The sequence below is a fragment of the Vibrio maerlii genome (assembly GCF_003415655.1).
Lineage (GTDB): Bacteria > Pseudomonadota > Gammaproteobacteria > Enterobacterales > Vibrionaceae > Vibrio > Vibrio maerlii.
This window is the reverse complement of record NZ_QRHC01000006.1, coordinates 14661-36846: the sequence shown is the minus strand read 5'-3', so window position 1 is coordinate 36846 and position 22186 is coordinate 14661. Positions and strand designations below refer to the sequence as shown.

At 44.9% G+C, this 22186-nt stretch carries 23 protein-coding genes and 1 other annotated feature; of the genes, 16 read left to right on the top strand and 7 right to left on the bottom strand.

The annotated features are described in order from the left end of the window. Nucleotides 1–21: 21 nt before the first annotated feature. On the bottom strand, nucleotides 22–963 hold the full coding sequence (gene rluB / locus DPF91_RS11550; RefSeq protein WP_117234597.1) for a 23S rRNA pseudouridine(2605) synthase RluB: 942 nt from the start codon (nucleotides 961–963) through the stop codon (nucleotides 22–24). 363 nt (nucleotides 964–1326) lie between these two features. Here rluB and DPF91_RS11545 point away from each other — a divergent pair, with 363 nt between their 5' ends. Beyond that, on the top strand, nucleotides 1327–2016 hold the full coding sequence (locus DPF91_RS11545) for a calcium-binding protein (RefSeq protein WP_117234596.1): 690 nt from the start codon (nucleotides 1327–1329) through the stop codon (nucleotides 2014–2016). Nucleotides 2017–2080: 64 nt separating this feature from the next. On the opposite strand, the gene DPF91_RS11540 is transcribed toward DPF91_RS11545, so the two are convergent. After that, nucleotides 2081–2701, bottom strand: coding sequence for an L-threonylcarbamoyladenylate synthase (locus DPF91_RS11540; RefSeq protein WP_117234595.1), 621 nt, complete (start codon nucleotides 2699–2701; stop codon nucleotides 2081–2083). Nucleotides 2702–2703: 2 nt separating this feature from the next. Further along, nucleotides 2704–3603 (bottom strand): RNase RNM, encoded by a 900-nt coding sequence (rnm, locus tag DPF91_RS11535; protein WP_117234594.1) that lies wholly within the window; start codon nucleotides 3601–3603, stop codon nucleotides 2704–2706. Nucleotides 3604–3687: 84 nt separating this feature from the next. Between rnm and trpL2 the strand changes: the two genes are divergently transcribed. The 13 genes from trpL2 to DPF91_RS11470 all read left to right on the top strand — a co-directional run bounded on the left by trpL2 (nucleotide 3688) and on the right by DPF91_RS11470 (nucleotide 14935). Next, complete coding sequence (gene trpL2 / locus DPF91_RS11530; protein ID WP_117234593.1) at nucleotides 3688–3828, top strand: tryptophan operon leader peptide; 141 nt, start codon at nucleotides 3688–3690, stop codon at nucleotides 3826–3828. Next, nucleotides 3775–3886 (top strand) — a sequence feature (Trp leader region). It overlaps the preceding gene by 54 nt. A 132-nt stretch (nucleotides 3887–4018) precedes the next feature. Beyond that, on the top strand, nucleotides 4019–5590 hold the full coding sequence (locus tag DPF91_RS11525) for an anthranilate synthase component 1 (protein WP_117234592.1): 1572 nt from the start codon (nucleotides 4019–4021) through the stop codon (nucleotides 5588–5590). Nucleotides 5591–5595: 5 nt separating this feature from the next. Next, on the top strand, nucleotides 5596–6210 hold the full coding sequence (locus tag DPF91_RS11520; RefSeq protein WP_117234591.1) for an aminodeoxychorismate/anthranilate synthase component II: 615 nt from the start codon (nucleotides 5596–5598) through the stop codon (nucleotides 6208–6210). Between the two features lie 10 nt (nucleotides 6211–6220). Beyond that, the gene (gene trpD / locus DPF91_RS11515) at nucleotides 6221–7219 is read left to right on the top strand and encodes an anthranilate phosphoribosyltransferase (RefSeq protein ID WP_117234590.1); all 999 of its coding nucleotides are present in this window, start codon (nucleotides 6221–6223) and stop codon (nucleotides 7217–7219) included. 35 nt (nucleotides 7220–7254) lie between these two features. Continuing rightward, complete coding sequence (gene trpCF / locus DPF91_RS11510; RefSeq protein ID WP_117234589.1) at nucleotides 7255–8682, top strand: bifunctional indole-3-glycerol-phosphate synthase TrpC/phosphoribosylanthranilate isomerase TrpF; 1428 nt, start codon at nucleotides 7255–7257, stop codon at nucleotides 8680–8682. A gap of 104 nt (nucleotides 8683–8786) precedes the next feature. Then, nucleotides 8787–9977 (top strand): tryptophan synthase subunit beta, encoded by a 1191-nt coding sequence (gene trpB / locus DPF91_RS11505; protein WP_117234588.1) that lies wholly within the window; start codon nucleotides 8787–8789, stop codon nucleotides 9975–9977. Further along, a complete protein-coding gene (trpA, locus tag DPF91_RS11500; RefSeq protein WP_117234587.1) occupies nucleotides 9977–10798 on the top strand; it encodes a tryptophan synthase subunit alpha in 822 nt (273 codons plus the stop codon). The genes trpB and trpA overlap by 1 nt, the downstream gene beginning before the upstream one ends. 269 nt (nucleotides 10799–11067) lie before the next feature. Next, nucleotides 11068–12393, top strand: coding sequence for a dicarboxylate/amino acid:cation symporter (locus DPF91_RS11495; RefSeq protein WP_338116880.1), 1326 nt, complete (start codon nucleotides 11068–11070; stop codon nucleotides 12391–12393). 360 nt (nucleotides 12394–12753) lie between these two features. After that, nucleotides 12754–12984 (top strand): hypothetical protein, encoded by a 231-nt coding sequence (locus DPF91_RS11490; protein ID WP_117234586.1) that lies wholly within the window; start codon nucleotides 12754–12756, stop codon nucleotides 12982–12984. Between the two features lie 105 nt (nucleotides 12985–13089). Then, the gene (locus tag DPF91_RS11485) at nucleotides 13090–13629 is read left to right on the top strand and encodes a septation protein A (RefSeq protein WP_117234585.1); all 540 of its coding nucleotides are present in this window, start codon (nucleotides 13090–13092) and stop codon (nucleotides 13627–13629) included. A gap of 99 nt (nucleotides 13630–13728) precedes the next feature. Further along, a complete protein-coding gene (gene yciA / locus DPF91_RS11480) occupies nucleotides 13729–14127 on the top strand; it encodes an acyl-CoA thioester hydrolase YciA (protein WP_117234584.1) in 399 nt (132 codons plus the stop codon). A gap of 122 nt (nucleotides 14128–14249) precedes the next feature. Then, the gene (locus DPF91_RS11475) at nucleotides 14250–14546 is read left to right on the top strand and encodes a YciI family protein (protein ID WP_117234583.1); all 297 of its coding nucleotides are present in this window, start codon (nucleotides 14250–14252) and stop codon (nucleotides 14544–14546) included. A gap of 2 nt (nucleotides 14547–14548) precedes the next feature. Next, nucleotides 14549–14935, top strand: coding sequence for a GspS/AspS pilotin family protein (locus DPF91_RS11470; protein ID WP_117234582.1), 387 nt, complete (start codon nucleotides 14549–14551; stop codon nucleotides 14933–14935). Between the two features lie 109 nt (nucleotides 14936–15044). On the opposite strand, the gene DPF91_RS11465 is transcribed toward DPF91_RS11470, so the two are convergent. The 3 genes from DPF91_RS11465 to DPF91_RS11455 all read right to left on the bottom strand — a co-directional run bounded on the left by DPF91_RS11465 (nucleotide 15045) and on the right by DPF91_RS11455 (nucleotide 18312). After that, on the bottom strand, nucleotides 15045–15977 hold the full coding sequence (locus DPF91_RS11465) for a class I SAM-dependent methyltransferase (protein ID WP_117234581.1): 933 nt from the start codon (nucleotides 15975–15977) through the stop codon (nucleotides 15045–15047). A gap of 47 nt (nucleotides 15978–16024) precedes the next feature. Then, nucleotides 16025–16741, bottom strand: a complete 717-nt coding sequence (locus tag DPF91_RS11460; RefSeq protein ID WP_117234580.1) for a TIGR01621 family pseudouridine synthase — start codon at nucleotides 16739–16741, stop codon at nucleotides 16025–16027. A 143-nt stretch (nucleotides 16742–16884) separates the two neighbouring features. Further along, complete coding sequence (locus DPF91_RS11455; RefSeq protein WP_117234579.1) at nucleotides 16885–18312, bottom strand: sodium-dependent transporter; 1428 nt, start codon at nucleotides 18310–18312, stop codon at nucleotides 16885–16887. A 341-nt stretch (nucleotides 18313–18653) separates the two neighbouring features. On the opposite strand from DPF91_RS11455, the gene cls reads away from it, so the two are divergent. Continuing rightward, on the top strand, nucleotides 18654–20108 hold the full coding sequence (gene cls, locus DPF91_RS11450) for a cardiolipin synthase (protein ID WP_117234578.1): 1455 nt from the start codon (nucleotides 18654–18656) through the stop codon (nucleotides 20106–20108). A gap of 132 nt (nucleotides 20109–20240) precedes the next feature. Beyond that, nucleotides 20241–21446 (top strand): cystathionine beta-lyase, encoded by a 1206-nt coding sequence (locus DPF91_RS11445; RefSeq protein ID WP_117234577.1) that lies wholly within the window; start codon nucleotides 20241–20243, stop codon nucleotides 21444–21446. 153 nt (nucleotides 21447–21599) lie between these two features. Here the strand turns inward: DPF91_RS11445 and DPF91_RS11440 are convergent, their stop codons facing one another. Further along, on the bottom strand, nucleotides 21600–22163 hold the full coding sequence (locus DPF91_RS11440) for a DNA-3-methyladenine glycosylase I (protein ID WP_117234576.1): 564 nt from the start codon (nucleotides 22161–22163) through the stop codon (nucleotides 21600–21602). Nucleotides 22164–22186 lie beyond the last annotated feature (23 nt).

The window sequence follows — 22186 nt, the reverse complement described above, 5'->3', positions numbered from 1 at the left end:
TTGTTCATTTAAATCGTCGTATTAACGACGAGTCTTATTGCGAGCACTTTGTTCGCCTGCTGCTTTCTTTGGCTTGCGGCGTGCTGGGTTATTACTACGACCCTTTGGTGTCGATACGCGCTCTTCGTGACGCTTAACTGCGCGACGGATTTTTTGGTGACGCGAGCGTTCACGTTTACGAGAAGTGTTGTCCTTATTCAAGTCTAACATTGTGTTCTTCTCTGGGCGCAGTTCTACAAGCTCACGCAGGTAGTTCACGTCTTTGAGGTTCAGCTCCATCCAACCACCACGAGGCAGTGACTTCTCTAGGTAGATATCACCGTAGCGAACACGTTTAAGGCGACTTACTGTTGTCTCTTGAGATTCCCATAGGCGGCGAACCTCACGGTTACGGCCTTCGTTGATTACAACGTAGAACGTGTGGTTCATGCCTTCACCACCCGCATACACAACGTCTTCAAAACGAGCCATACCATCTTCAAGCTCAACGCCACGAGTCACGTTTTTCACTTTCTGCTCGTTCACTTCACCGAATACACGCACTAGGTACTCACGCTCAACTTGGCGGCTTGGGTGCATTAGACGGTTAGCAAGTTCACCATCAGTAGTGAAAAGCAATAAACCAGAAGTGTTCGCATCTAGACGACCAACAGAGATCCAGCGAGAACCGCGGATTTTAGGCAGACGATCAAATACGGTACGACGACCTTCAGGATCGTGACGGGTACATAGCTCACCTTCAGGCTTGTAGTAAGCTAATACTCGACAAATCACTTCATTTTCTTCTTTCGCGTTCACAGTATGGCCATCGATACGGATTACTGCATCTTCGTCCTCTAGGCGCTCACCTAGTTTTGCAACCACACCATTTACACTCACGCGACCAGCTTTGATCATCGCTTCTAGTTCGCGACGAGAGCCGTGACCTGCGCGTGCAAGAACTTTCTGTAATTTTTCGCTCATTTATCTACCTAAAATATGTCGTCTTCACAGACGTCGTGTTCTCAAATTAAGAACGTAGTCATCATTGATTCGGAGGAGCCCGAGAATATCGACCGCGGATTATACGAGATTCCACAACCAATTGTAAGAAGATTTGCACAGATTGTAGCGGTTATTCGTGTTCTTTTTGCTTTTAATAAAATTAATGAATCTCATCAAAGTATGAGTTTGTCTTAGATAGAATCAAACAAATATGGTTCCTGCTAATCCCTTGGGTAAGCATAGCAGCTGATAAAATTAACTGTGTTTATTGGCTCAAAATCTTAGGGTCTGTTGACCCTAGTCACTAAACCCCAACTACTTATTAGATCTAAGGGATTGATTATGTCTATTTTCAACAGGATTTTTGGTACTCGCTCGCATGATAACGAGCGTGGCACCAATGAAGCTGATATTTTTGTCGGCAAACGTGGAAACGATGAGTTTGTCGGTTATAACGGCGATGATTTTATTTTTGGTGGTCGAGGCGATGACCGATTGATCGGTGGTCGTGGGGACGATTTAGTCGCTGGAGGACGAGGCAATGATTATGTCTCAGGTGGTCTTGATAATGATTGGCTATTCGGCGGTTCCGGTGATGATTTTATTATCGACTATTCAGGAAACAACTTTATCAGTGGTGGTCGAGGTAATGACACCATCGTTGTTGGTGATGGTCACAATGTACTAGCCGGTGGTTTTGGTTCTGATACTTTTGTTTTAACTAATCGATATGCGGTGGGTGCAGCTGATGAACCTGTTTCAACCAACGATATAGAGATCAAAGCTGAGATCTTAGACTTCAACATATTCCAAGATAAAATCGTTCTCGACCTTGGCCTAGACACAAATAACGACAATGCTCGAGACAGCTTTGCAACATCACAAGCTGATTTTGACATTAGTTACAATGCGCAAGGTTGGGCAGTCATCTCTAGTGATGAATACAACATAGAACTAACGCTAAATGGCATTAACTCTAGCTATATGAGTTATGCAGAAAATAACAACATAGATATTTTCAGCTTTAGCTAAGGTAATTCATTACCAAGCGAGCACAAAAAAGGAGGCATTCGCCTCCTTTTCCAGTATTTATCGATTACTCGAATGGGGTTGGGTCACCAGCTCCCTGACGAACAACAACCGCTTCATCGTCACTAAAATCAATCACAGTCGTAGGCTGCTCTCCTAGGTAACCACCATTTAGGATGACATCAACTGCGTGCTCTAGGCGGTCTCTAATCTCTTCTGGATCAGACTCTGTAAAGTCATTACCAGGTAGGATCAATGATGTCGACATCAAGGGTTCACCTAGCGCTTCAAGTAAATCTAGAGCAATCTGATTGTCAGGTACACGAATACCTATTGTCTTACGCTTGGAGTTCATAAGACGACGAGGTACCTCTTTCGTCCCTTTGAAAATAAAAGTGTAGGGACCCGGAGTGTTACTTTTTAGTAAGCGGAAAGCGGTATTATCAACACGCGCATACAGGGATAGCTCTGAAAGGTCACGACACAACAATGTGAAGTTGTGCTTGTCATCGATCTTACGGATCTGACAAATACGATCTAATGCTTGTTTGTTCTCAAGCTGACAGCCCAGTGCATAACCTGAGTCTGTTGGATAAACGATCACACCGCCATTGCGAATAATTGCTACCGCTTGATTGATCAAGCGAGCTTGCGGGTTATCTGGGTGTACATAAAAAAACTGGCTCATTGTTATTCCTCATTATTGAGTCTCTCGACTCTATTTTCTCCAGCATCAGCCACCTCTGTATTTCGCGGCTCTAAATTCCAATCCTTCCACACTGACTCAACGCCAGCAGGTAACCAGAGGTTGCGTCCCAACTCCATCCATGGTGACGGGTAATGAAAATCACTGCCTTGAGAGGCTAATAGATTGTATTGTATCGCATAATCTGCCAAGTTGCGCCTTTCTTGTTGCCCTTGCTGAGGTTGAGCGACTTCCATAGCGTCCCCACCAGCTTCAACAAAAGCTGCAATAAGCCGCTTCGTCCATTTAGCCGTCAGCTGGTAACGTCCTGGATGCGCAAGCACAGCCTGACCACCCGCAGCGTGAATTGCATTCACCGCATCAGCCATAGAGCACCACGCTGGCGGTACATAACCCGGGTTATTGCGAGTCAGGAATTTCTTAAATACCTGCTGCATGGTCTTAGCGTAACCATTGTCCACTAGCCATTTAGCAAAGTGTGCACGAGTGATTGGTGCATCACCTGCAATCTCACTGACTTCTTCGTAGACACCTTCCCTTGTCGCTTTCTGTAGTCGCTCAGCAATAAGACGAGCTCGACCGTCACGATGAGCTTGTTGCTGCCTGATTAAATCAACCAACTCTTGGCTTTCACGGTCAATGTTTAGCCCAACAATATGGATATCTTTGTTCTGCCAAACGGTAGAGATCTCAATGCCATCAATAATGACTATCGGTTTGTCATTATCAACAACATAACTATGCGCTTCACCCAGTGCATCGATTGTGTCATGGTCAGTAATGGCCAGCACTTCGATATTAAAGCTCAATGCTCTATCAATAAGTTCCGATGGTGTTAAGCGACCATCCGAGGCTGTGGTGTGACTATGTAGATCTATTCTCATGTTTTTCTGTCTTAAGGGTTGACTTTTCACCCTTGCACTAGTTAACTAGTACACAAATACAAAGTGCTGAATTTAAGGTCCACTATGTTACAAGAATTTAACCAAAACCAAAATGCAAAACAGCAAGCTCAAAGCTCGCTAGCATCTGCACACGTTGAGGCTCACACCGAGTTGAACTGGTGGCGCACTTGGACAAGTTCTTGGTGGGCTAACGTGTACTTCTAATATCTAAGCGATATAAATAAGTTATCAAAAAGCCCGCTTTTATAGCGGGCTTTTTATTTACACTTCACACTGTCAGTTAAATGGGTAAAGAGTAATCAAAATCAAACGATTTATGATTGGGAGCCCCCTCGCTTTATGCGAGTATGTACGACAGGAAGTATCAAAGAATTATGAATAAAAAGGAGGTCTTGTGAACAAGGCCATTCAAATCGAAAATTTAGGTCAGTTGGAAGTGCTAAAAGCAGCAGCACCCTATACACAAGATCCAACTCGCCTTTTCCACACTCTGTGTGAAAACAAGACTGACAGCTTGCTATTAGAATCCGCCGAAATTGATTCTAAGCAAGACCTAAAAAGCCTACTGATCGTTGATTCTGCTGTTCGAATCGTTTGCTTCGGTCATCAAGTAACCATGACTGCGCTCACCGCCAACGGTCAGAACCTTATTGCCCACCTAAGCCAAAATATTAAGGCCGGTGTTGAGCATGAGCTAACAGACAACACGCTCACGTTAAACTTTGAAACACCTTGCGATACGCTTGATGAAGATTCTCGCCTGCGTGAAGCATCCTCTTTTGATGCTCTACGCTTGGTACAGCACAGTTTCGATATCAGTGAGCAAGACAAACACGCGGTTTTCATCGGTGGTCTATTCGCTTACGACCTAGTAGCTAATTTTGAACCTCTGGGCGATGCGAAAGCGACAAACCAGTGTCCGGACTACGTCTTTTACGTAGCAGAAACACTGCTTGTTGTTGATCACCAAAGCGAGTCATGTGATCTACAAGCAACCGTATTTTCTGACTCAGATGAAACAGAGACGCTCAAAGCACGCCTTGCTGAAATTCAACAGCAATGTGCAAACCTTAAAGCGCTACCACAAGCCGAGCAGCTTAGTGATGTAAGCGCTACACCAAGCGTCTCCGACGAAGATTTCTGCCAAACGGTGACTGACCTAAAAGAATTCGTTGTAAAAGGCGATGTGTTCCAGGTAGTACCATCACGCCGCTTTACGCTTCCTTGCCCTTCTCCACTGGCTGCATACAAAACACTAAAACAGAGCAATCCAAGCCCTTACATGTTCTACATGCAAGATGAGCTGTTCACTTTGTTTGGTGCATCACCAGAGAGCGCACTGAAATACGAAACGGAAACAAACCAAGTTGAGATCTACCCGATTGCAGGTACCCGTCGTAGAGGCAAACGCCCGAATGGCGAGATTGATTTCGACCTAGATAGCCGCATCGAGCTTGAACTTCGCACGGACAAAAAAGAGAACGCAGAACACATGATGCTGGTTGACCTAGCACGTAACGATGTGGCGCGTATTTCTCAAGCAGGCACACGCCACGTAGCTGACCTACTGAAAGTAGACCGTTATAGCCACGTAATGCACTTGGTATCTCGCGTAGTGGGTCAACTGCGTGATGATCTCGATGCCCTGCACGCTTACCAAGCTTGTATGAACATGGGCACGTTAACAGGCGCACCAAAGATTCGTGCAATGCAGTTAATTCGTGACGTTGAAGGTGCTCGCCGCGGTAGCTACGGTGGCGCTGTTGGTTACCTAACTGGTGAAGGCACACTGGATACCTGTATCGTTATTCGCTCAGCGTACGTTGAGAATGGTATTGCTCAGGTACAAGCTGGCGCTGGTGTGGTATTCGATTCGGATCCGCAAGCAGAAGCTGATGAAACTCGCGGTAAAGCTCAGGCAGTGATCTCCGCGATTCAGGCAGCTCACCAACAAGGTCAGGAGTAATTATCATGGCTAACATCGTATTTATTGATAACTTTGATTCTTTTACTTACAACCTTGTTGATCAGTTCCGTTCACTCGGTCACGAAGTAAAAATCTACCGTAACAACATTGCTGCGGAAACCATTGAAAAAGCGGTTCAAGAACTCGCAAACCCAGTGGTGCTTCTCTCTCCTGGCCCAGGCGCGCCAAGTGACGCAGGCTCGATGCCAGAAGTGATTCAACGCCTTAAAGGTAAAGTGCCAATGATTGGTATTTGTCTCGGTCACCAAGCCATCGTTGAAGCTTACGGTGGCACAGTGGCAGGCGCAGGTGAAATCATTCACGGTAAAGTATCCATGATGGAACACCAAAACCACGCAACTTACGTGAATCTGCCGTCTCCACTGGCGATAGCTCGTTACCACTCTCTCGTTGCAACCAAGGTTCCAGAGTCTTTGACTATAACTGCGGAAGTTGATGACCTCGTCATGTCTGTGGTTCAAGAACAAGACAAGGTGTGTGGATTCCAGTTCCACCCAGAATCTATTATGACCACTTACGGTGCCACACTGCTTTCTAACGCTATTGAATGGGCGCTAACTGCTGACTCTCAACCTATCGACTCTCAGGATATGGAATAAGGACATTATCATGGAACAGATCATCAATAAGCTATACGAGCAGCAAGCTCTGACTCTTGAAGAAAGCCAACAACTTTTCGATACCATTATCCGTGGTGATTTAGACCCTATTCTAATGGCATCAGCGTTAACTGCACTTAAGATCAAAGGCGAAACGCCAGATGAGATCGCAGGCGCAGCAAAAGCATTGCTAGCAAACGCGAACCCATTCCCACGCCCAGATTACGATTTCGCAGATATCGTAGGTACAGGTGGTGACGGCCATGACACGATCAATATCTCGACAACTTCTGCATTCGTTGCCGCAGCATGTGGCCTTAAGGTCGCGAAGCACGGTAACCGCAGCGTATCAAGCAAGTCTGGCTCTTCTGATCTTCTAGACAAATTCGGCATCAACCTAGCGATGTCAGCAGAAGACACTCGTACTGCAGTCGACAAGCTAGGTGTTGCATTCCTATTTGCTCCGCAATATCACAGTGGTGTTCGCCATGCGATGCCTGTGCGCCAGACCATGAAAACGCGTACGATCTTCAATATTCTTGGTCCTCTGATTAACCCTGCGCGTCCAAATATTGAACTAATGGGCGTTTACAGTGAAGAACTTGTGCGACCAATCGCAGAAACCATGCTAAAAATGGGTATGAAGCGTGCTGCTGTCGTACACGGTAGTGGTCTTGATGAAGTCGCGATTCATGGCAAGACCACGGTTGCTGAAATCAAAGATGGTCAAATTCACGAATACACCGTTTCACCTGCTGATTTTGGCCTAAACCAGCACCCTCTTGAAGCAATCAAGGGTGGCACGCCAGAAGAGAACAAAGAAATCACAACCGATATCCTTACGGGTAAAGGAACCGAAGCGCAGTCTGGTGCGGTAGCGGTCAACGTCGCACTATTGATGCGCCTGTTTGGTCATGAGGACCTAAAAGCAAACGCTCAGACAGCACTTGAGGCGATGAACTCAGGCAAAGCTTACGAGCTTGTACGACAACTAGCTGAACACGCATAACGCTGACGCTCTGCAAAACTAACGGATATTGAGAAATGACAACACCAAACGAAAAACTGTCGACTCACGTTTCAGTCAAAGAAGCTGAAATGGCAGAAGTTTTAGCGAAGATTGTTCGTGACAAGTACCAATGGGTTGAAGCTCGCAAGCAGGCTCAGCCAGTAGACGGTTTTCAGGCAGAACTGACGCCATCTGATCGTAGTTTTTACGACGCGCTAAGCGGTAACAAAACGGTTTTCATCACAGAGTGTAAGAAAGCGTCACCATCAAAAGGTCTAATCCGTGATGATTTCGACCTAGATTACATCGCATCAGTTTATAACAACCACGCGGATGCTATCTCTGTGCTTACCGACGAAAAATACTTCCAAGGTAACTTCGACTTTCTGCCACAAGTTCGCAAGCAGGTTAAACAGCCGGTTCTGTGTAAAGACTTTATGGTGGACACCTACCAGGTTTACTTAGCTCGTCACTACTCTGCTGACGCAATCCTTCTGATGCTATCTGTGCTTAACGACGAAGAATACAAAGCACTTGCAGACGTTGCCCACTCCCTAAACATGGGTGTATTAACAGAAGTAAGTAATGAAGAAGAGCTTCACCGCGCGGTGGCACTAAACGCCAAGGTTATCGGCATTAATAACCGTAACCTGCGTGACCTTTCGACTGACCTAAACCGCACCAAAGAACTTGCGCCACTTATTCGTGAGCTAGCACCTGAGGCGACGGTAATTTCTGAATCTGGCATCTACACTCACCAACAAGTACGCGACCTAGCTACGTTTGCTGATGGCTTCCTGATTGGTAGCTCTCTGATGGCAGAAGAAAACCTTGAGCTTGCGGTACGCAAGGTGACGTTGGGTGAAAACAAGGTTTGTGGTCTAACCCACCCAGACGATGCAGCAAAAGCTTACCAAGCGGGTTCAATCTTCGGTGGCCTTATCTTCGTTGAGAAGTCTAAGCGCTATGTTGATCTTGAGTCTGCTCGATTAACCATGAGCGGCGCGCCACTCAAATACGTTGGCGTTTTCCAAAATCATGATGCATCTGCTGTACTAGCAACAGCCACTGAACTTGGCTTAAAAGCGGTACAGCTGCATGGAGATGAAGACCAAGATTACATCTCTGCATTACGCACTGAGCTACCATCAGACATTGAAATTTGGAAGGCTTACGGGGTAACTGAGCAAGCGCCAACACTCATTGAACAAGGTGTCGATCGTCACCTATTTGATTCTAAAGTTGGCAATCAATCTGGTGGAACAGGTGTCGTGTTCGATTGGTCACTGATTGCTCAACCAGAAAAAATTATGCTTGCTGGTGGCATCACCCCAGAAAACGCAAAGCAAGCAGCATTACAAGGCTGTTTAGGTCTAGACCTGAACTCAGGTGTAGAAAGCGCACCGGGTAAAAAAGATTTAGAAAAGCTGCAGCAAGCATTTGTAGCGATTCGTGACTACTAGTCACCATATAAAACATAGAATATAAGAATAAGATTCAAAATTGCTGCTTGGTTACTTAATTTAAAAAGAACGCTAGCGGCAATCCAAATTTAAGGAATAAAATCATGGCAAAACTCGATGCCTACTTTGGTGAATATGGTGGTCAATACGTACCACAGATCCTTGTACCAGCTCTTGAGCAATTAGAACAAGCGTTTATTGACGCTCAACAAGATCCGAAATTCCGCAGCGAGTTCATGGGGCTATTGCAAGAGTACGCAGGTCGCCCAACAGCACTAACGCTGACTCGTAACCTAACCAAAGGTACGAAAACTAAGCTTTACCTAAAGCGTGAAGATCTACTTCACGGTGGCGCGCACAAAACCAACCAAGTCCTTGGTCAGGCGCTGCTTGCCAAGCGCATGGGTAAAGAAGAAATCATCGCTGAAACTGGCGCAGGTCAACACGGCGTTGCAACGGCTCTTGCTTGTGCTCTTCTTGGCCTTAAATGTCGCGTTTACATGGGTGCAAAAGACGTCGAACGTCAAAGCCCGAACGTATTCCGCATGAAGCTTATGGGTGCAGAAGTGATTCCTGTACATTCAGGTTCAGCAACGCTGAAAGATGCCTGTAACGAAGCATTACGTGACTGGTCAGCAAGCTATGAAGATGCGCACTACCTACTTGGTACTGCCGCAGGTCCTCACCCATTCCCAACCATCGTTCGTGACTTCCAGCGTATGATTGGTGAAGAAACTAAGCATCAGATCCTGGCGCGTGAAGGTCGCCTACCAGATGCAGTTATCGCCTGTGTGGGCGGTGGCTCAAACGCTATCGGCATGTTTGCAGATTTCATCGAAGAAGAATCAGTTCGCCTGATCGGTGTAGAGCCTGCAGGTAAAGGTATCGACACCGACCAACACGGTGCGCCACTTAAGCATGGTAAAACCGGTATCTTCTTTGGTATGAAAGCGCCACTAATGCAAGATGAGAACGGTCAGGTAGAAGAGTCTTACTCGGTATCAGCGGGGCTAGACTTCCCTTCTGTTGGTCCTCAACACGCTCACCTAAACGCGATTGGCCGAGCAGAATATGACAACGTGACTGATGATGAAGCACTGGATGCATTCCAAGAGCTTGCTCGCAGCGAAGGTATTATCCCTGCTCTAGAATCCTCTCACGCACTAGCACAAGCACTACGCATGGCTCGTGAAAACCCTGAGAAAGAGCAGCTTCTTGTTGTAAACCTATCTGGTCGTGGTGATAAGGATATTTTCACTGTTCACGCCATCCTTGAAGAAAAGGGAGTAATCTAATGAGCCGTTACCAAGCCAATCGTTACAAAGGAATGTTTGAGCGCCTAAACGAGAAAAACCAAGGTGCATTTGTTCCGTTCGTAACGGTGTCAGACCCTAACGCTGAGCAATCACTTAAGATCATGGAAACACTAGTGGAAGCTGGTGCAGATGCACTGGAGCTAGGCATTCCATTTTCTGATCCATTGGCAGATGGCCCAACCATTCAAGGCGCGAACATTCGGGCTCTAGATTCAGGTGCGACTCCAGATATCTGTTTCGACCTTATTTCACAAATCCGCGCTAAATACCCAGAGCTACCAATCGGTCTTCTGATGTACGCAAACCTTGTGTTCTCGCGTGGCATCGACAACTTCTACGAGCGCTGCGCAAAAGCTGGTATCGATTCCGTTCTTATCGCTGACGTACCAACGAATGAAAGTGCGGAGTTTGTATCTGCGGCGAAAAAGCATGGCGTAGAACCTATTTTCATCGCACCACCAACAGCGTCTGATGAAACACTCACTCAAGTTGCAGAGCTTGGCGGCGGCTATACTTACCTACTTTCGCGTGCGGGCGTAACAGGTGCAGAAACCAAAGCAAACATGCCAGTAAGCACGCTTCTAGAGCGTTTAAACAAGTTTGATGCGCCACCAGCTCTACTTGGCTTTGGTATTTCAGAGCCAGAGCAGGTTAAGCAAGCAATCGAAGCTGGTGCGGCGGGAGCAATCTCAGGCTCTGCTGTTGTAAAAATTATTGAATCTAATGTAGAACAACCTGAAACTATGCTGACAGCGTTGGCAGATTTCGTTAGACCCATGAAAGCGGCAACGCAAAAGTAGCGATAAAGTTAAAACAAACAAAACGGTAACAACATGAGCAGGAATTGGCTGAAAAGCTAATCCCTGCTTTTTTTATGGCCCTATAAAAACAAACACAAACAAGCAACCTTTTCACAGCAATATACATACAAATACCCAAGCAAACGTTTGCTATCGTTCAACAAATACCCAATATCGTGTTTTTTTGATAATAAAATCAAAATAACTCCCTCTTCACTGTTGATCCGTTTTGCCAAAAGCTGTACAAAGTGCAGCGAAACATTACTTCAATGGTACAGCGTACTTTAGATGGTAATGCCACAAAAGCTAACTTTCTCAGTATAGAGGTTATGGAAGTGTTAAAAGAAAAGAATTTAATGAGCAATATCGGCTTTCAAGTCGTAATTGCAATGATCGTTGGTACTGCTGTTGGTGCTCTAATGGGCGAATCTGCAGCGATGTTTGCACCATTAGGCGCAATCTTTATCAATCTAATTAAAATGTTAGTTATTCCATTGGTCGCTGTTGCGCTAATTTCTGGTGCTGCTGGCCTTGGTAACAGCTCAAACGCAGGTAAAGTGGGTGTTTCTACACTGGCTTACTTTGGTCTTACTTCTGCACTTGCTGTAGCACTTGCTCTTTTCATGGGTGAAGTATTCAAGCCAGGTCTTGGTATTGATGTTTCAGGCGTTGAAGGCATGTTCTCTGCTGAGTACGCTTCTAAAGGTGAACTTCCTACTTTTTGGGCTACCGTAACCGGTATGATCCCTACTAACGTTTTCCAATCACTAAACGAAGCTAACATTCTACAAATCCTAGTGTTCTGCCTATTCTTCGGTATTGCACTATCTAAGCAATCGAAAGAGAAACGCGAACCAATCATCAACGGCGTAAACTGCATCGTCGACGCTATGGTATGGATGATCAACAAGGTAATGATCATTGCACCTATCGGTGTATTCGGCCTAATGGCAGAAGCGGTTGGTACGTTCGGTTTTGGTGCCCTAATGGTGGTATTCAAACTGTTCGTGGTTTACGTTGCTGCAATCCTGATCTTCGGCTTCGTTGTATACCCACTAATGGTTCAGTTCTTCACTAAGACTTCTGCTAAGAAGTTCCTAGTTGCGATGAAGAAGCCACAAGCGGTTGCACTATCTACAGCATCTTCAATGGCAACTCTACCTGTAACAATGGATACAGTAGAGCACGAGCTAGGCGTTAAAAACTCAACAGCATCGTTTGTTCTGCCTCTGGGTGCGACAATCAACATGTCTGGTAACGCTATCTACTACGGTCTGGTTGCGATCTTCTTTGCACAACTATTCAACATTGACCTTTCAATGGGTGCATACATTGCAATCATCGTAACCTCTACGCTGGGTGCAGTAGGTCAAGCAGGTGTTCCTGGTCCATCATTCCTAGTTGTAGCTGTACTTCTAGCGGCAGGTATTCCAATCGAAGGTCTACCACTATTGTTCGCTCTAGACCGTATCTTCGACATGATTCGTACAGCATTGAACATCACGGGTGATGCAGCATGTGCGGTTATCATCGACTCTATTGCAAAAGAAGAAGCTGCAGAGCAAGAAATAGAGATGCAAAAACAAGAAGCTTAATTGCTACGGTCTTTGACCCTTTAAGCGAAATTCGTTCTGAATTAGAAGCCACTCATTCGAGTGGCTTTTTTCATTCCAATTGTAAGCATTTCACTCTATCCCAAAATGAATTGCAGAAAGAGAATCAATAATGCAGCAAACTCCGCTCTTATTCTCAAATTGATATGGAGTCGTTAACTCAATGAATTCACGCATAATGTTGAGATAGCCAAACCCGGCACAGCAATTGCTCCTTTCATATTACTAAGTGATCAAACCCCGATAATGAAAGATGCCAGTTCTACATGCGGTCTAGTTCATTAAGGTGTTTTGTACTTTCAACCAAAAAGTGAATGTTTATTGATTTTGCTGGAGGTCATCATGCACTCTCAACGCCAGACTTATTACAATCTCATCCATCACGGTATCCAAGAGCTATTGATGGACCGCCTTGGTCATTACTCTGAAAATGAATACCACCAATATCTAGATATGTTATCGGGTAAGTCTTCTTGTTTTGCTATGAATTTAGAAGAGCTAAAGACAACCCTGTCGATGTTGGAAAGCGAAGGCTATTTAGAAGATGTTAAATCACTGATTCCCCATCATTGAACAGATGTGAGAGTGAGTGACTGCAGAAGCAATAGTCTCGAAACCTTTAGCTAGCATTGGAATTTAGCTAGACTGAAGAAACTCTCTCTTTAATTCTTTGATGTCATGAAACAGCTGATAGATTTCATCCCGCTCATTGTCTTTTTTGTCTTGTATAAATTGTACGATATTTACGTAGCAACGGGCGCTCTCATCGTTGCTACGGCCATACAAGTTCTCTTGACCTTTCTTCTGTTCAAAAAAGTAGAAAAGATGCAGCTCATCACGTTCGTTATGGTTGCAGTGTTCGGTGGCATGACTATCTTCTTACACGATGACAACTTCATTAAGTGGAAAGTCACTATCATATACGCAGTGTTCGCGCTTGGATTAACGATCAGTCATTTAATGGGTAAGTCAGCAATCAAAGCGATGTTAGGCAAAGAAATTATCCTGCCCGATATTACGTGGAATAAAATCAACTGGGCTTGGGTGGCTTTCTTTACATTCTGCGCGGTGCTCAATGTCTACATTGCATTTAGCCTTCCCTTGGATACATGGGTTAACTTTAAAGTCTTTGGCTTACTTGCAGCGACCTTTGGATTTACCTTACTCACGGGTATCTACATCTATAAAAAGATGCCAAAAGAAGAGTCAGAGGAATAACTGATGTTATAATGCAGCGGCTTTCTGATTAGAAGCCGCTGTTTTCGTTTTAGTTTTCAAACTAAAGCGCGATTAATCTTACCAATACAGAGCAACAAAATGACCATCCAATCTACGCATAACCCTATCGGCTCACTTCTACTACGAACTCTAGCAATGCCGTCAGACACTAATGCCGCTGGGCAGATTTTTGGCGGCTGGATCATGTCTCAACTCGATTTAGCGGGTGGAATCTTGGCAAAAGAGATTTCAAATGGAAAAATCGTCACTGTCAGTGTCTCTTCTATTGAGTTCAAGCAGCCTGTATCGGTTGGTGATGTTGTATGTGTTTATGGCGACTGTAGCAAGATTGGTCGCTCTTCGATGAGCATCGAGCTAGAGGTATGGGTGAAGCCTGTTCTTGACCATGGTATTGGAGACCGATACAAAGTCTGCGGTGGCACATTCAATTATGTCGCGGTTGACGAAAATGGTAAGCCTAGAGCGATTAATAAATAACTCTAACTCAGTCAAGTTATTCAAATTCAAGAATGCGATAAGCGACTGATTCACGTAACATTGAATGTCGATAAACTAACACCGATAAGCTGCACAATAAGCCCTCACTTAAGGAAGAAACTATGTGGTATGTGATCTTTTCAACTGACATTGAAAATTCTCTAGAAAAACGTTTAAGCGTTCGCCCTGCTCACCTTGCTCGCCTTCAAGAGCTACAAGACCAAGGTCGTCTTCTAACTGCAGGTCCGATGCCAGCAATTGATAGTGATAACCCAGGCGAAGCTGGCTTTACAGGCTCAACAGTCATTGCGGAATTCGACTCTCTTGCTGATGCTCAGACTTGGGCAGACCAAGACCCATATATCGAAGCAGGTGTTTATCAAAACGTTATCGTTAAGCCGTTCAAGAAAGTATTTTAATCATGCATAAGATCATCATAGGCCTGTTTGCTACCGCAATCATTTCTGGTTGTGCATCTAATGAACGTGAACAACAAAAGCAACTCGAGGCGCTAGCTAACAATCGAGCTACCGTTCTTTCTACTGGCTTACCGCTCGAGGAAGGGCCGCTTTCTATTATGAGCGCCCGGGCGAAAGGTACCAGCATAGAACTTATGATGATCTATAACCAAGAAGCTCCAGGTGCAATGCCCGTCCAACAAGTTTATAACAAGACTTTGTCAGACTATTGCAGCAACCAAGAGATACGCTCTAACCTCGACCTTGGATTAAGCTACGCTCTAAAAATGCGAAATCACCGTGGTCAATTACTTGTCGACGCATTGATCACAGCTCAAAGCTGTCAATGAGCTAGAGAGCTAGAGAGCTAGAGAGCTAGAGAGCTAGAGAGCTAGAACAAGATACTAAAAACGCCCTAAAGATCATCAATCTTTAGGGCGTTTTTAGTTGTACGATCGGTTACTTAAACATCATAACTTTCAAGCTAGAGTCTTCGTCAACATCGCGAAACTCTGGCAAATTATCGAGGCGATATTTGAATTCAAGTTCAGGTGCTTCTTCTTTCATTGAGTCTATAAGGAAGTCTGGGCTCACTGACGGGGAATTCACACAAGCCATGACTTCTCCACCTTCAGTTAGTAACTCTGGTAGTCGACGTAAGATCTTCTTGTAGTCCTTAGTCAATGCAAAGCTACCTTTTTGAAACGATGGTGGATCGATAATGATCAAGTCATAAGGTCCAGCTTTCTTAATTTTCCCCCAAGACTTAAATATGTCGTGAGCTAAAAAGCTTACCTTGCGCATATCGTGTTCGTTAAGTCGATGATTATCACGCCCCTTGTTTAATGATGAACGGGCCATATCAACATTGACAACTTGCTCTGCCCCACCCGCAACAGCGGCAACTGAGAACCCGCAAGTGTAGGCAAACAAGTTGAGTACACGCTTACCGTGAGCATTTTGGCCCACCCAGTCTCGCCCTGCACGCATATCAAGGAACAGGCCAAAGTTTTGGTTACGGCCGATATCGAGTTGGTACTTTAGGCCAGATTCAATCGCCACAGGCTTAGCGTCAAGTTCACCAACGATCGCTTCAGAAGGAGCTAACTCTTCATAACGATGCTGCAATGAAATCGCTTTACCGTTTACTTGAGACCATAACTCACTCTCAGCTAATGCTAATAAACCTGCTTTCAAGTCTCGCAGAAACACATCATCAACAGGCTTGAACAAGGTGACGAGTAACTGTGAGCCGGTCCAATCACAAGTGATTTGCTCAAGACCGGTATAGCAACGACCTCGACCGTGAAAAAGTCGCCTTAATTCGCCGTTTGTTTCTGCTAGCTGCTGTTCGAGGTGTGAAAAAAATCTAGGAAGTTCGCTATATTGCATACCAATTTACTTTTCAGTTTCGATGTTTTTTAGAGTAAGTCAGCGGTTTACGCTGATTTAATCGAGTTGTTCATTTTAATTTTTGGCCAGTTTAGTGACCACGGTTCGTTCCACTCTTCTAGTGCTTTGGTCATTGAGGAGGATAACCAATGTTTGCCGACTTCAGCTTGAAGTCGGGGCGGGCATACTAAAGAGACAACTTCACCTTCATACTCAAAAAGAGTCGCATAGGCATGAAGGTAACCTCGATCTTCATTTTGACCAGAATTGTATATCGGGTCACCAATAATTGCAGAGCCTACAGAGTTGAGAGCCACACGAATTTGATGTGTTTTTCCCGTGTGGGGCTTACATAAAAACAAGCGTTGGCCGTTTTCCCCAGCCATAGAGAAGAACTGAGTGATCGCTGGATTATTCATGGAATTCAGTAGTTTCCAAGAAGAACGTCTGGAACGTTCCATATCCCCCATTACCAAGCCCTGTTTCTTCTTTGGTTTCTTGGCTCCAATAGCGAGGTAAAACTTAGAAATGTTTCGGTCAGCAAACAGCTTTGCAAGCTTACTTGCCGCTTCTGACGACTTAGCCAGGAGCAGGATGCCCGATGTCATTTTATCCAATCGATGCACCAAGTAGAGCTTGGATTCGCCTAGATACTCTTCTACTTCGTGGATCAACATAGTATCCCCATCATCCTTGTGTACAGAGACACCTGGATGCTTGTTGATTGCAACAAAATCAGCGTGGTTATAAAGGATATCGAACATAAAAATCTGGCTCCTGTTGGGAGCCAGAAGTATAACGGACTATTGTGATTAAGCGAGCGTAAACCAACTCACTCTCGCACTCTTTTTCGAACAGGCATAAAAAAAGAGCCCCGAAGGACTCTTTTTTAATCATTTGCTCGCGCTTACAGCTTCTTAGAGAATAACGCTGAGATTGCGATGATAGCGATACCCAATAACATGATTGGACCTTTACCGCTATCGAAGCCAGATGAGATACCCATGAATGCAACGATTGCGATTGCGAATGGGATTACGAACTTAACTAGCGTGTACCATAGACCGAATAGTGGGAACTTAACTTCGCCGCCATTTGTGATCTCGTCTTCTAGGTCTTCACGTTTCATGCGCCAGCCAGCGAAGATACATAGAAGCATACCGCCAACCGCTAGGAAGATCTTATCAGTTAGTAGGTCGAAGATATCGAAAGCACCCGTTTCAAACAGAGTTGGACCTACGCCGCCTAAAGATAGAGAAGCAAAGATACACAGTACTGCCATTACAACGCTTGCAGAGATTACTGCTTTAGCACGGCTCATACCCTTCTCGTCGATTAGGTACGAAACAACTACTTCAAGAAGAGATACTGAAGAAGTTAGTGCCGCAACACTTAGACCGATGAAGAACATTAGTGCGAATACTACACCTACGCCACCCATTTCAGCGAATAGCTGAGGTACAACAACGAATACTAGACCTGGACCAGCTGTTGGAGCCATGCCAAATGCAAACATTGCAGGGAACATTGCGATACCAGCTAGGATAGCTACACCAGTATCCATTGCAGTAACCATTGCAGTTGTCTGAACTAGGTTCTCTTTCTTCTTAAGGTAAGAACCGTAAGTGATCATACAACCCATACCTAGGGATAGTGAGAAGAACGCCTGACCAAGAGCCGCTAGAACAACACCACTGTCAATCTTAGAAAAATCAGGGCTGAATAGGAATTCTAGACCAGCCATCGCGCCAGGTAGCATTAGACCTTTCACTGATACGATGATCAGGATAAGGAATAGTAGAGGCATTAGAATCTTACCTGCTTTCTCGATACCGCCAGAAATACCTTTCATTACGATTACGATGTTAAGCAGTAGGTAAAGACCCATCCACATTAGCGGTTGAACCGGGTTAGAAATGAAACCACCGAAGCTGTCACCGATTGCTTCTGGTGCACTTAGTAGACCAGTACCAACCTTGCCAACGTACGCGATTGCCCAGCCACCTACTACCGGGTAGAAACCCATGATAAGTAGACCACTGATTACCCCGATCACACCGGCAAATGTCCAACGACGGTCAGTTGACTTAAATGCACCAACCGCAGATTTCTGTGTTCTACGGCCGACAGCAAATTCAGTCAGCATTACGCTGAAACCGATAAAGATTACGAAGAAAAGATAGATTAGAACGAACGCACCACCACCATTTTCACCAGCGGTGTACGGGAATTTCCAAATGTTGCCAAGGCCTACAGCTGATCCTGCTGCTGCCATGACGAAGCCTAATTTTGAACCCCAAGTATCACGAGGTTGACTGCTTGTGCTTGTAGCCACGGTATCTCCAAATATTGTGTTGTGTTTGCATCATCAACCGTCAAAAGGTGTGTACATATTTTTATACACTTTAAAAGTTATCTAGTACGATTGAATGTATAGCAAGTAAAACAGTTTCAGATTAAAATTGGAAGCCCGAACAGTACATTTTTCCGTACGATCGCGTAATTATCCCTGCTAAATGTTGATAATTTAACCAAAGTCTAATTTTTCAACTTTTCTATTACACAATCACAACAGTAATATTCTGCATCTTATTTCCTTCTCTAGAATATTCACTTCGTCCTTAACTCAGATATACTCAACTATAGATAACTTTAAATATTACAGGTGCATAGCAGATGGATAAGCTTTACCACTTCTTAACTTTGGCTGGTATTGCGCTCTACTGGATTTTAGTGGCAGGTGTCACCATTCGCGTCGTGCTTAAACGCCGCGCCGTCAGTGTTTCTCTGGCTTGGCTTATGATCATTTACATTATCCCTATCTTCGGGGTGATCTGTTATTTGCTGTTTGGCGAGTTAAACTTAGGGCGAAAAAGAGCCGAACGCGCACATAAAATGTTCTCTCCTTTTGAACAATGGTTTAGGCAACTTAACGATTGCCAAGCACACACAGTGGGTCATTTAGGCGATCATATCTACCGGATCGACGAACTTTGTAACAATCGAATGGGCATTCCATCGCTAAGTGGTAACACTTTATCGCTACAAAACTCCCCTGAAGAAATTCTTCAATCGATTATTGAAGATATAGAGAACGCTCAAGAATCCATTTCGATGGTGTTCTACATCTGGCATCCAGGTGGCTTAGCCGACTCAGTATCTAGTGCACTGATTCGAGCAGCAAAACGTGGCGTTGAAGTAAAGCTACTGTTAGATTCCGCTGGTAGTCCCCGTTTTTTCCGAAGCGACTGGTACACCATGATGAAGAATAGCGGTGTTAAGGTTGTGCAAGCACTCGAAGTAAGTGCTTGGCGTATCCCATTAAGACGAATGGACCTTCGTCAACATCGAAAAATTGTCGTGATTGACAACGAAGTGGCCTACACCGGTTCAATGAACCTAGTCGACCCTCGATTCTTTAAGCAGAATAGCGGAGTCGGACATTGGATCGACATCATGATTCGTATCACTGGCCCGACCGTTAACGTGCTTTCCGCCATTCATAGTTGGGACTGGGAAGTGGAAACAGGTGAACGTCACTTCCCACCACTGCCAGAGTGTAAGATCGATCTAGCGACCAATCACCACCCTATTCAAGTGGTTCCATCAGGCCCTGGTATGCCTGACAACTTGATTCAACAAGTGCTAATCCTTGCGATGCATCAAGCGAATCACAATATCACCATTACCACCCCCTACTTCGTTCCAAGCCAGGAGCTGTTGGATACCATCAAGATGACGGCTCAACGTGGTGTAACGATTGACTTAATCATTCCACAGAAGAACGACTCAATCATGGTGAAATGGGCATCTAGAGCGTTCTACAGCGAGCTAATGCAAGCAGGAGTTTCAATACATGAGTTCCACGGTGGCTTGCTGCACACAAAATCGGTAGTAATCGACGAGTCTTTCTGTCTAGTCGGTACGGTAAACATGGACATGCGAAGTCTATGGCTCAACTTCGAGGTTACGCTTGCGGTCGATGACCAAGCCTTCACCAAAGAGTTAGTCTGGCTGCAGAAAGAGTACATCGCTAACTCTTACGACGTTGAACCTGAAATATGGAAAAAACGCCACATTGGGGCACGTTTCTTAGAACGCGTTTTCTATCTGTTCAATCCACTACTGTAAAGCTGGTCTGCTTTTGCTTTTAATTGCTTCTAAAGCCATCGCTGATAGTCGATGGCTTCAGTAAAAGGTTGATCTTCGCCTGCAATGCATGGTTTAAATAACGTAATGCAATTTTAAAGATAAGGAATTCAGATGTCTGAGCATAAACAGACCAAATTAATCACGGCAGGTCGAGACAAAAAATGGACAAACGGTGTGGTAAACCCCCCTGTTCAGCGAGCGTCTACTGTAGTTTTTGATACCGTTGCAGAGAAGCAGCAAGCAACCATTAATCGTGCAAACAAGACCCTATTTTACGGCCGTCGCGGCACCAATACTCACTTCGCATTCCAAGATGCAATGGTCGACCTTGAAGGGGGTACTGGCTGTGCATTGTATCCTTGCGGCACCGCAGCGATCTCCAACGCAATCCTATCTTTTGTAAAAACAGGTGATCATATCTTGATGGTCGACACCTGTTACGAGCCAACCCGTGATTTCTGTGACACCATTTTGAAAAAGATGGGTATTGAAACGACTTATTATCAGCCTGCCATTGGTGAAGAGATTGGTGACCTTATCCAGCCAAATACAACGGTATTGTTTACTGAGTCTCCAGGTTCAATCACGATGGAAGTCCAAGACGTTCCTACACTGGCCCGCATCGCTCATGAACACGACATCATCGTGATGCTAGATAACACCTGGGCAGCGGGAGTTAACTTCTCACCATTCGATTTCGGTGTCGATATCTCCATTCAGGCAGCGACCAAATATATTGTAGGTCACTCAGATGTGATGTTGGGTACCGCGGTAGCTAATGAGAAGTGCTGGGATCAGTTGCGTGAGCAAAGCTACCTAATGGGTCAATGTGTTTCTCCAGACGACGCTTACCTTGGTCTACGTGGTATTCGTACGCTAGATGTTCGCTTAAGACAACACGCAGAAAATAGCCTAAAAGTCGCACAATGGCTACAAAGTCGCCCTGAAGTTGACCACGTTCGCCACCCAGCCTTAGAAAGCTGTCCTGGACATGAGTTCTTCAAACGTGACTTTACTGGTGGGAACGGCTTATTCTCATTTGTATTGAATACAAGCTACCCTAAAGCGACGACCGCACTACTCGATGGTATGAAACATTTCTCTATGGGTTACTCATGGGGTGGTTTCGAAAGCTTAATTCTGGCCAATGAACCACGCAGTTTTAATAGCTTGAGAACCGTCGCTAATCCCAACTTTGAAGGCACGCTAGTTCGCGTACATATTGGTTTAGAAAATGTGGATGACTTGATCGCTGACCTAGAAGCAGGCTTTGAGCGTTACAACGCACTTATCCTAGAGAAAGAAGCTACTGTCTAAAACGAGTTATCTCGCTTGTTTGAATCGCAGATAACAAAAAGGGTTGACGTAATAACGTCAACCCCCAAAATAGTTCTCTAGTTCTCTAGTTCTCTAGTTCTCTAGTTCTCTAGTTCTCTAGTTCTCTAGTTCTCTATTTCTCTAGTTCTCTATTTAACTCTTTCGTATTCGACAGACACAGTCGACCAAGTGGTCATCAACTAACCCTACAGCCTGCATGAAAGCATAAACCGTCGTCGGACCAACGAATTTAAAACCTCGCTTTTTAAGGTCTTTACTTATCTGTTTAGATAAATCGGTACTGGCTGGTAAATCTGACATTTCCTTCCATTGATTGACCTGCGGTTTATGATCAACATAGGCCCAGAAGTAATCGCTCACCGAACCAAACTCCTTTTGAATATCGAGCAACTGTTTTGCATTATTGATTACCGATTCAATCTTGCCTCTGTGCCTAACAATTTCTGGGTTCAATACTAAACGCTCAACATCGGCTTCTGTCATCTTGCTCACCACTTGAATATCAAAATAGTGAAAAGCCGCGCGGTAGCCTTCTCGTTTCTTGAGAATGGTACTCCAACTCAACCCCGCTTGAGCACCTTCTAGTGAAATACACTCAAACAAACGGTTGTCATCATATTCAGGTACTCCCCACTCGTTATCATGGTAGTCCCTATCAAGGTCAGACACCTCCGCCCAACTGCATCTTTCTGCCATTTCAGCTCTCCCGAAATATAAGA

What these genes read in the sequence shown, in the direction of transcription:
- rluB (WP_117234597.1), bottom strand. Translation starts at nt 963, where the DNA reads ATGAGCGAAAAATTACAGAAAGTTCTTGCACGCGCAGGTCACGGCTCT.
- DPF91_RS11545 (WP_117234596.1), top strand. Translation starts at nt 1,327, where the DNA reads ATGTCTATTTTCAACAGGATTTTTGGTACTCGCTCGCATGATAACGAG.
- DPF91_RS11540 (WP_117234595.1), bottom strand. Translation starts at nt 2,701, where the DNA reads ATGAGCCAGTTTTTTTATGTACACCCAGATAACCCGCAAGCTCGCTTG.
- rnm (WP_117234594.1), bottom strand. Translation starts at nt 3,603, where the DNA reads ATGAGAATAGATCTACATAGTCACACCACAGCCTCGGATGGTCGCTTA.
- trpL2 (WP_117234593.1), top strand. Translation starts at nt 3,688, where the DNA reads ATGTTACAAGAATTTAACCAAAACCAAAATGCAAAACAGCAAGCTCAA.
- DPF91_RS11520 (WP_117234591.1), top strand. Translation starts at nt 5,596, where the DNA reads ATGGCTAACATCGTATTTATTGATAACTTTGATTCTTTTACTTACAAC.
- trpD (WP_117234590.1), top strand. Translation starts at nt 6,221, where the DNA reads ATGGAACAGATCATCAATAAGCTATACGAGCAGCAAGCTCTGACTCTT.
- trpCF (WP_117234589.1), top strand. Translation starts at nt 7,255, where the DNA reads ATGACAACACCAAACGAAAAACTGTCGACTCACGTTTCAGTCAAAGAA.
- trpB (WP_117234588.1), top strand. Translation starts at nt 8,787, where the DNA reads ATGGCAAAACTCGATGCCTACTTTGGTGAATATGGTGGTCAATACGTA.
- trpA (WP_117234587.1), top strand. Translation starts at nt 9,977, where the DNA reads ATGAGCCGTTACCAAGCCAATCGTTACAAAGGAATGTTTGAGCGCCTA.
- DPF91_RS11495 (WP_338116880.1), top strand. Translation starts at nt 11,068, where the DNA reads ATGGTACAGCGTACTTTAGATGGTAATGCCACAAAAGCTAACTTTCTC.
- DPF91_RS11490 (WP_117234586.1), top strand. Translation starts at nt 12,754, where the DNA reads ATGCACTCTCAACGCCAGACTTATTACAATCTCATCCATCACGGTATC.
- DPF91_RS11485 (WP_117234585.1), top strand. Translation starts at nt 13,090, where the DNA reads ATGAAACAGCTGATAGATTTCATCCCGCTCATTGTCTTTTTTGTCTTG.
- yciA (WP_117234584.1), top strand. Translation starts at nt 13,729, where the DNA reads ATGACCATCCAATCTACGCATAACCCTATCGGCTCACTTCTACTACGA.
- DPF91_RS11475 (WP_117234583.1), top strand. Translation starts at nt 14,250, where the DNA reads ATGTGGTATGTGATCTTTTCAACTGACATTGAAAATTCTCTAGAAAAA.
- DPF91_RS11470 (WP_117234582.1), top strand. Translation starts at nt 14,549, where the DNA reads ATGCATAAGATCATCATAGGCCTGTTTGCTACCGCAATCATTTCTGGT.
- DPF91_RS11465 (WP_117234581.1), bottom strand. Translation starts at nt 15,977, where the DNA reads ATGCAATATAGCGAACTTCCTAGATTTTTTTCACACCTCGAACAGCAG.
- DPF91_RS11460 (WP_117234580.1), bottom strand. Translation starts at nt 16,741, where the DNA reads ATGTTCGATATCCTTTATAACCACGCTGATTTTGTTGCAATCAACAAG.
- cls (WP_117234578.1), top strand. Translation starts at nt 18,654, where the DNA reads ATGGATAAGCTTTACCACTTCTTAACTTTGGCTGGTATTGCGCTCTAC.
- DPF91_RS11445 (WP_117234577.1), top strand. Translation starts at nt 20,241, where the DNA reads ATGTCTGAGCATAAACAGACCAAATTAATCACGGCAGGTCGAGACAAA.
- DPF91_RS11440 (WP_117234576.1), bottom strand. Translation starts at nt 22,163, where the DNA reads ATGGCAGAAAGATGCAGTTGGGCGGAGGTGTCTGACCTTGATAGGGAC.